This is a genomic window from Microbacterium sp. P2_F9, from assembly GCF_056403635.1.
The window spans coordinates 1-9,018 of sequence record NZ_JBFUFC010000156.1 but is presented as its reverse complement, the minus strand read 5'-3'; the positions used below and the strand labels follow the sequence as shown (position 1 = coordinate 9,018).

6 protein-coding genes are annotated in these 9,018 nt (G+C 68.7%); 4 read left to right on the top strand and 2 right to left on the bottom strand.

The window, feature by feature from the left end; genetic code table 11:
- The 3 genes from AC1DVT_RS14815 to ilvC form a co-directional block, all read left to right on the top strand.
- Positions 1 to 1,484, top strand: a 1,484-nt coding sequence (locus AC1DVT_RS14815) for an acetolactate synthase large subunit (protein WP_477389791.1), incomplete at its 5' end; no start/stop codon positions are given.
- A gap of 4 nt (positions 1,485 to 1,488) precedes the next feature.
- A complete protein-coding gene (ilvN, locus tag AC1DVT_RS14810; protein ID WP_457098781.1) occupies positions 1,489 to 1,998 on the top strand; it encodes an acetolactate synthase small subunit in 510 nt (169 codons plus the stop codon).
- 58 nt (positions 1,999 to 2,056) lie between these two features.
- Positions 2,057 to 3,082, top strand: a complete 1,026-nt coding sequence (gene ilvC / locus AC1DVT_RS14805; protein WP_477389790.1) for a ketol-acid reductoisomerase — start codon at positions 2,057 to 2,059, stop codon at positions 3,080 to 3,082.
- Between the two features lie 166 nt (positions 3,083 to 3,248).
- Here the strand turns inward: ilvC and AC1DVT_RS14800 are convergent, their stop codons facing one another.
- On the bottom strand, positions 3,249 to 7,403 hold the full coding sequence (locus AC1DVT_RS14800) for an nSTAND1 domain-containing NTPase (protein ID WP_477389789.1): 4,155 nt from the start codon (positions 7,401 to 7,403) through the stop codon (positions 3,249 to 3,251).
- A gap of 152 nt (positions 7,404 to 7,555) precedes the next feature.
- Here AC1DVT_RS14800 and AC1DVT_RS14795 point away from each other — a divergent pair, with 152 nt between their 5' ends.
- On the top strand, positions 7,556 to 7,876 hold the full coding sequence (locus tag AC1DVT_RS14795) for a hypothetical protein (RefSeq protein ID WP_477389788.1): 321 nt from the start codon (positions 7,556 to 7,558) through the stop codon (positions 7,874 to 7,876).
- A 48-nt stretch (positions 7,877 to 7,924) separates the two neighbouring features.
- Here AC1DVT_RS14795 and AC1DVT_RS14790 read toward each other — a convergent pair.
- Positions 7,925 to 9,018: WD40 repeat domain-containing protein (locus tag AC1DVT_RS14790; protein WP_477389787.1), on the bottom strand; the 1,094-nt coding region annotated here is incomplete at its 5' end.

Genomic DNA, 9,018 nt, shown 5'->3' with positions numbered 1-9,018 from the left:
CCTACATGGACTCCGTGCCGATCGTGTGCATCACCGGTCAGGTCTTCTCGAACCTCATGGGCACCGACGCGTTCCAGGAGGCCGACATCGTCGGCATCACGATGCCGATCACGAAGCACTCGTTCCTGGTCAAGCGCCCCGAGGACATCCCGTCCGCCATCGCGTCCGCATTCGAGATCGCCGGCACTGGGCGCCCCGGCCCGGTGCTCGTCGATATCACGAAGGACGCACAGCAGGCCGAGGCGCCGTTCGTCTGGCCGCCGAAGATCGATCTGCCCGGCTACCGCCCGGTGACGAAGGCGCACGGCAAGCAGATCCAGGCCGCGGCCCAGCTGCTCGCCGACGCGAAGAAGCCCGTGCTGTACGTGGGCGGCGGCGTCATCCGCTCGAAGGCGTCCGCCGAGCTGCTCGCACTCGCCGAGACCACCGGTGCCCCGGTCGTCACCACGCTGATGGCCCGCGGCGCCTTCCCCGATTCCCACCAGCAGCACCTCGGCATGCCCGGCATGCATGGCACGGTGCCCGCGGTCCTCGCCCTGCAGGAAGCCGACCTGCTCGTGTCGCTCGGAGCCCGCTTCGACGACCGGGTGACCGGCAAGGCGGCGCTCTTCGCGCCGAACGCCCAGGTGATCCACGTCGACATCGATCCTGCCGAGATCGGCAAGATCCGTGCGGCCGAAGTGCCCATCGTCGGCGATCTGAAGGACGTGCTCGTCGACCTCGAGGCCGCCTACCGGACTGCCGCCGCAGGCCGCAAGCCGGACACGGGGGAGTGGTGGTCGTTCCTCGATGGCCTCCGCGACGAGTTCCCGCTCGGCTACACCCAGCCGAGCGATGGGCTGATGTCGCCGCAGTACGTGATCCAGCGGATCGGCGCGCTCACGGGGCCTGAGGGCATCTTCGCCGCCGGCGTCGGACAGCACCAGATGTGGTCGGCGCAGTTCATCAAGTACGAGCGTCCCAACTCGTGGCTCAACTCCGGCGGCGCCGGCACGATGGGCTATTCGGTGCCGGCCGCCATGGGGGCGAAGGTTGCCGAGCCGGACCGCGTCGTGTGGGCGATCGACGGCGATGGCTGCTTCCAGATGACCAATCAGGAGCTCGCCACCTGCACGCTCAACAACATTCCGATCAAGGTCGCGATCATCAACAACTCGTCGCTCGGCATGGTGCGGCAGTGGCAGACCCTGTTCTACGACGGGCGCTACTCGAATACGAGCCTCAGCACCGGCCACGGCACGGTCCGCATCCCGGACTTCGTCAAGCTCTCCGAGGCCTACGGCTGCCTCGCGATCCGCGTCGAGAAGGAGGAGGACGTGGATGCCGCGATCAAGCTCGCCCTCGAGACCAACGACCGGCCGGTCGTCATCGACTTCGTTGTGAGCGCCGACGCCATGGTCTGGCCGATGGTGCCGCAGGGCGTCAGCAACAGCTACGTCCAGTACGCAATCGACCACGCGCCCACGTTCGACCAGGAGGACTGAGGACATGTCGACTCACGTGCTGAGCCTCCTCGTGGAGGACAAGCCCGGACTTCTCACCCGTGTGGCGGGGCTGTTCGCCCGCCGCGGGTTCAACATCGAGTCCCTCGCCGTGGGCGTCACCGAGGTGCCGGGGCTGTCCCGCATCACTGTCGTCGTCGACGTCGACCAGCTGCCGCTCGAGCAGGTGACGAAGCAGCTGAACAAGCTGATCAACGTCATCAAGATCGTGGAACTCGATCTCTCGTCGTCGGTGCAGCGGGAGCATGTGCTCGTCAAGGTGCGCGCCGACAACGGGAACCGCTCGAGCGTGCTCGAAGTGGTGAGCCTCTTCCGTGCATCGGTCGTCGACTATGCGCCCGACGCCCTGGTGATCGAGGCGACGGGTGACCACGGCAAGGTCGATGCCCTGCTGCGGGCGCTCGAGCCGTTCGGCATCAAGGAGCTCGCCCAGTCCGGCCTGCTCGCGATCGGCCGAGGCGGCAAGAGCATCACCGAACGCGTCCTGCGCGGCTGACCTTCCCCAAACTCAGGGACCGGCTCCCTGTCAGAACCACATCAAGGAGAAATACGAAATGGCTGAACTCTTCTACGACGCCGACGCCGACCTGGCGCTCATCCAGAGCAAGAAGGTCGCGATCGTCGGCTACGGCTCGCAGGGCCACGCGCACGCGCAGAACCTGCGCGACTCGGGCGTCGAGGTCGTCATCGCCCTGAAGGAGGGCTCCAAGTCGACCGAGAAGGCCCAGGACGAAGGCTTCGAGGTGAAGTCGGTCGCCGACGCCGCCGAGTGGGCCGACCTCATCATGATCCTCGCGCCGGACCAGCACCAGCGCGGCATCTTCAACGATCACATCAAGGACAAGCTCGTCCCCGGAAAGACCCTCGCGTTCGCGCACGGGTTCAACATCCGGTTCGGCTACATCCAGGCGCCCGAGGGCGTCGACGTGATCCTCATCGCCCCGAAGGCGCCGGGTCACACTGTGCGACGCGAGTTCGTCGCGGGCCGCGGCATCCCGGACATCATCGCCGTGGAGCAGGATGCCTCGGGCCAGGCCTGGGACCTCGCGAAGTCGTATGCCAAGGCCATCGGCGGCACGCGCGCCGGCGTCATCAAGACGACCTTCACCGAAGAGACCGAGACCGACCTGTTCGGCGAGCAGTCCGTCCTGTGCGGCGGCGTCTCGCAGCTCGTCCAGTACGGCTTCGAGACCCTCACCGAAGCGGGCTACCAGCCGCAGATCGCGTACTTCGAGGTGCTGCACGAACTCAAGCTCATCGTCGACCTGATGTGGGAGGGCGGCATCGCCAAGCAGCGCTGGTCGGTCTCCGACACCGCCGAGTACGGCGACTACGTCTCCGGCCCGCGCGTCATCGACCCGCGCGTCAAGGAGAACATGCAGGCTGTGCTCGCCGACATCCAGTCCGGCGCGTTCGCCGAGCGCTTCATCGCGGATCAGGATGCCGGAGCACCGGAGTTCTACGCGCTCCGCGAGAAKGGCGCCCAGCACCCGATCGAAGAGGTCGGCAAGGAGCTGCGGGCCCTCTTCGCCTGGAAGCAGACCGACGAGGACTACGTGGAAGGCTCAGCCGCGCGCTGACCTCCCAGAGTTCGCAGATTCGCGCGAACTCCGCAGATTATTCGCCGGATGCTGTGAACTCGGCCGCTTCCTGCGAAGTCTGAGACTCTCGGCGATCCGCTGAGTGAGGCTTGAACAAGCCAACGGAGCCCGGCCCCTTACAAGGGGGCCGGGCTCTCGGCATGGGTCAGCCGGCGAGCGCCCCGCAGGTGGCGACCTGAGGCTCGTCCGGGAAGTAGGTCGACCACTCCTGTTGGCTCAGTTCACGGCCCGCCAGGTCGCACGCGGCGAGCGCCTGATGTTCGGGAACAAGATCCCAGAGCAGGATGCCGTCGGTCAGCGCCGTGACCAGAGTCTCGCCGTCGGCGGTGAGGTATCCGCCGCGCACGACCGTACCGCTCGCATCGACCGGCTCGCCGAGCACGATGTCGCGAGTGAGATCGTAGAGCGTCAGCCGATTGTTCCAGCCCACGTTCAGGAGGGTACGTCCGTCGAGGCTGACGTCCAGTGCCTGGCTGCCGCCCGTGGAGCGGGCAAGACTCGAGCGGGGCCGGAGCGTCTCCAGCGCGACGCGCTGTACCGTCTGGGCAGTGACGGCGATGAGCTCGTCCGGCCCGACGACGAGCGTCTCGTCGACGCCAGAAAGGCCGCTCACGAGGGGCTCTCCGGTCAGGACATCGAACACCACCGTCTCGGTGGCATTGCGCTCGCCGTCCCACCAGGTGAACGCGACTCGTCTCTCGTCGGGAGTGGTGCTCGCAGAGCGCGCCTCGTCGACGCGCCAACCGGGCACGCTCATCGGCTCCCCAACGGCTTCGCCGGTTGCGGGATCGAACGCCACGAGCCGTCCCTCGAACTCGACGAACGCCAACCGCCCCAAGCCAGCCGGGATCAGGTCGAAGGTTTCGGGTAGCCCCGGAATGCGATAGGGGAAGACCTCTCCGGTAGCGGTGTCCTCGAGTCGATATCCCACGCCTTCGTCCCACCGCTGGACGATGCCCGCGCCGAGCAGCACCAGGCTGTCGGACTCTGTGCCGCCCGCGGCATCGGAATCGAGGTTCCACAGTTGGGAGGGTCCGCCTGCCACAGGTCGCGCGGAGACGAACCCGCCGTCGCGATCCGGCCCGCCCGCGGCGACAGTCCCCGCCGCGACGATTCGCGAGCCGGCGCCGCTCCCGTCGATGCGCCAGCGCATCCAGAGGCTGTAGCCCGCCGAAGAGAGCAGAAGCGTCGCGTCATCAAGGACGCCGATGTCGGGGAGGGTGTCGAGCTGCATTTCGATCGCCTTTCCGGTCGGCAGCCCGGTTGAGAGCTCGAACTCGGTGACCGCGACGAAAGAGGAGCAGGCGATGGTCGCGCGCGGCGTGACGATCAGACCCCAGCACGACTCGGAAGCTCGGAGAGGGCGGCGCCACTCCACGGCACCCGTATCGATCCGCACTCGGAGGAGCTCGGCCGCGAGGCCCACAAGCACACCCCCGGCGCCGTCCGCGAGGAGTGAAAATGCCTCCTGATCGTCACCGAGAGGGATCGTGGTGCGAATGCCGAGAGTGTCGCGGTCGAAGACGTCGATGCGGTCACCCATGCTCGTCGCCACCCGCTCGCGGTCGACGACGGTGACCGACCCGTGTCTGCCGCCGACTCCGGTGTAGTCGTCGAAGGCGCCCGCGGCCGAAGCCCGGACCTCTCCGGTGCGGGTGTCGACAGCGACGAGATCGCCCGTGACCGGATGCTGCAGGTACACGACGGATCCGTCCTCGCCGAGGTCCATGACGTCGCTTGTCCGCATCTTCAGCAGCTGCGACCCGGGCAGAACCTCTCCCGACGCAAGGTCGATGAAGGTGAGCTGGTTCCAGCAGCATGTCGTGAGGTCCTCGGAATCGACGAACCGTGCGGTCTGGATGGCGGCCACGGTTCCGTCGCGGCTGACGCTGAGGTTTCGGCCGTACAGCGTGGGGGCCGGCAGATCCACGTCGAAGCTCCGTATGACGGTCTCGCTCGAKGGATCCACGATCTCGATCGTCGCGGCGTCTGGCACCTCCGCGACGCGGATGAGGGTACCCGTGTCAGGAATGAAGGTCATGACCGACCACGTCGCATCATCCAGGTGGTGGGTGTCGACAAGCCCATGCGCAGCGGTCATCGTACCGAACAGGGCCGAGCGCACTCGCGCGTCGTCCGGCCAGCGACGGTAGGCCTCGGCCGCGAGCAGCGCCGCGAGCTCGCGATCCGACGTACGCAGGGCGAGCGAGGTCGCGACGAGCGCCTCGGTGCGGGCATCCTCGGCGGAGACCGCGGCCTCCTGACCGCGGACGGCCGCGATGCCGCCCGCGACGATGGCGGCCACGAGGAGGATCCCCGCGCCGCCGAGCGCGGCTCCCAGGACGCGGTTGCGCGTGYGGTCCCGGGTCGCGCGCGCGGAGAGATCCCGCAGCTGACCCTGTTCCCGATCGACGGATGCGATGAGCAGATCGTCCTCGATCCCGGTCAGGTCGGGGTGTGCCGTGTCTCGCCAGTCGAGCGCACTGTGGAGCCGGGCGCCCCGCAGCAGGTCGTCGTCATCGCGCCCTCCGGCCTGCCACGCGGCCGCCGCGGACTCGACGGCCCGCAGCGTGCGCGCGCCCTCCGCATCCTCCTCGAGCCACGCGTCGAGGCGCGGCCACGCCGTGGCGACGGCCTCGTGCGCGATCACGACGGCGTCGCCATCAAGTGTCACGAGACGCGACTGGGTCAGCTGCTCGAGCACTCGGCGACGGCCGGCCTCTGCCAGCAGCGGGTCAGCTGGGACGCGTCGACGCGTCGAGGTGCCATCTGCGCTGCGGTCGAGGAGCCGCTGCATAAGGGAGCGACAGATCTCCTGCTCCTGCGGGGGCAGGGAGCGGAAGACCCGCTCGGCGGACTGTGCGATCGCCCCGGGGATGCCGCCGGACGTGCGGTACCCCTCCACCGTCAGTGTCGACCCCTCCCGCCGTGCCCAGGTCTCCTGGAGCGCATGGGAGAGATGGGGGAGGGTGGATGCCCGGTCCCCGGCGTCGCGCACGGCAAGCTCGACGAGCCCGGGCTCGAGGGTGAGCCCGGCACGGCGTGCGGGCTCTTCGATGGCTCCGCGATACGCGACGGCGGAGAGGGGGCCGAGCAGGTACACGCCGCGTCCGATCGCATCTCCGATGAGGGGCATCCCGCGGAGGCGGTCGAGCGCGTCCGAACGCGCCGTCATCAGGATCGTCCCGCCGCCGTCGAGAAAGGCGCGAGCGGTCTCCGCGAATGCTTCCCGCTGCGCATCCGTCAGTCCCTGCACCTCCTCCGCCTGGTCGATCGCAAGCACGTTCGCACGCGCATCGGCTCCGCGCAGAGCATCGGCGCCACCAGACGCGGGTCGCACGACCTCGACGTGCCGGCCGCGCGCGCGGAGGCGCGGCAGGACTCCCGCGAGGAGTAGCGACGACTTGCCCGTGCCGGAGGCGCCCGCGATCGTGACGACGGTGCCGGGGCTCACCCGCTCCAGCACCGACTCCGCGTCGGCCTCGCGTCCGAAGAACACATCGGCATCGTCAGGGCCGAAGGCCCGCAGACCGGGGTAGGGGCAGAGCGAGGCGACCGCAAGGGCGGGCGAGGGCGCGGTGAGGTCGGGATCCTGGCGCAGCACCGAGAGCTCGAGGGCCACGAGCCGGGGGCCGGGCTCGATCCCCAGCTCGTTGGCGAGCCGCTCGCGCGCGGCTCGCAGCACAGCGAGCGCTTCAGCCTGCCGATCGGCGCGGTAGTTCGCGAGCGCGACGATCGCCCAACGCTCCTCGCGCAGCGGCTCCTCGCGCAGCAGACGCTCAGCGTCCGCGATGAGTGAGCGGTGCTCGCCGGTCGCCAGGCGCGCGTCCAACAGCTCTTCTTCCACGCTCGTGCGGATCTCGTGCAGCCGGAGCGCTTCGACGACCCCGGGCTGCCAGTTCGCGACATCCTGCAGAGCCGCACCGCGCCAGAGCGCGAGGGCACGTGTGTAGACGTCGATTGCGCGGTCGTGCTCCCCGCGCAGCTCGTGGCCGCGAGCGGCCGACACCAGACGCTCGAAGCGCACGGAGTCGATAGTGTCGGGGTCCATTGCGAGCCGGTACTCCCACCCGACCGTCTCGATGGTGTCACGACCGAGTCGTGAGCGGATGCGAGCGACCGAGTTGCGCACCTGCTGCTCCCAGGTGCGGGGCGGCACCTCACCCCACCACGCCTCCGCGAGGTCGCCGGGCGGAACAGTGCTGCCGAGGCGCACGACCAGCGCCGCGAGCATCGCCCGCTCGCGAGGGCTGAGCGGCGCAGTCCCAGTGTCGAGAGGGCCCAGCACCTTGAGCACCATGACTGAAGTGTCGACCCGCGAGAAGGCGCGGTCAACAGTGCGGGCGGAGACGGATATCAGCTGGATATCGACCAGTCCGGATCTGGATATCCGCTCCCGTCAACGTGGGTATCGACGGCCGACCAGCGGCCGGTTGATGAAGGAGAACTGAAATGAATATGAACATCATCGGCCACCGAGCAGGTCGCGCTCTTGCCATCGTTCTGCTGGGGACCACCGGCGCGATCGGGCTCACCGCCTGCCAAACCGCACCGGCCCCCGCGGCACCGGCACCGGTTGGCGTGACAGCCCCGCGCCCGCTCGATCGGATGCTGATCGAGCGGTACGGCGGTCGACCCGCCGATCGGGTCGCCGAGGAGATCGATCGGGCGATCCGTGGTGGGCAGCTGCCGTCGCCCGACTGCCTCAGCCATCACGTCACGGAGCACCCTGCAGGCGGATATCACCTCGTGTGTGTGCAGGTGCGCGATTGAGGCGCGTGCACGCTTCGTCGACTCCACACGACGGTCGGACTCAGCCGATCAGTCCGCCAGCGTTGCGCACGTGTCGATCTGCACCTCGCCGGGGAAGTATGTCGACCACTCCTCGACCGACAGTTCGCGTCCGGCGAGAGCGCAGGCCTTGGCTGCCTGCTGTTCGGGGCGCAGGTCCCAGACGGCGATGCCGTCGAGGAGCGCCTCGAGCAGCATCTCGCCATCAGCGGTGAGGTAGCCGCCCGGCGCGCGCACTGCGGATTGGAGTCCCTCGAGCAGTCGCAAAGTCGAGGCCGGACTGTCCAGCGGTGACGCGAGAGGGATGCCCGCAGTGAGGTCGTACAGCGTGATCGCGTTGTTGGCGCCGACGTTCAAGAAGGTGCGACCGTCGGCGCTGGCCGAGGTATAGAAGCCCGCGCCGACCGCCCTGGCGAGCGCGGAGGTCGGCTCGAGTGTACGAATGTCATATCGGCGCGCGGAGTGATTGGCGATCCCCACCACCTGATCGTCGTCGATCGCAAGGCTCAAGTCGAGGCCAAACAGGCCCCGGACCAAGAGCGCCCCGGTCGTGAGGTCGAACACGGCGGTCTCCGGCGGGCCCCCAGTCGGGGTGAACCAGGTGACCACTGCACGAGTGGAGTCGGGCGACTCGCTCACCGCTTCGTACCTCTCGACTTCGCTCGGCATGGCCAGGGGAGGCCCCAGCGGCTGTCCGGTCGAGGGGTCGAACGCGACGATCTTGCCCTCCGGCCACCATGCGAAGGCCGGAGCCGCCCAGGAGCCGGGGGCGACTTCGAATTTCGCCGGAAACCCGGGGATGCTGAGCGGTATCTCCTCGCCCGTCGCGATGCGCTCCAGCCGCGGCTCGCCCGTTCCGTCATATTGCTCGTAGCGGGCGACGACACCGGAACCGAGGGGAACGATCAGGTCGGATTCTCCCCCGACGGCGACATCGATCTCCAGGTCCCAGAGCTGCATGCGCCCGCCCCCGACCGGTTGCGTCACGGCGAGCGAGCCGCCCTGCTCAGGTCCGGTCACGAGCTCACGGCCCCTTGCGACGACGTCGGCGCCGGCACTCCCGCCGTCGACCCGCCATCGCATCCAGATCGATGACGGGCCAACCGAAGCGAGAAGGGTCTGCC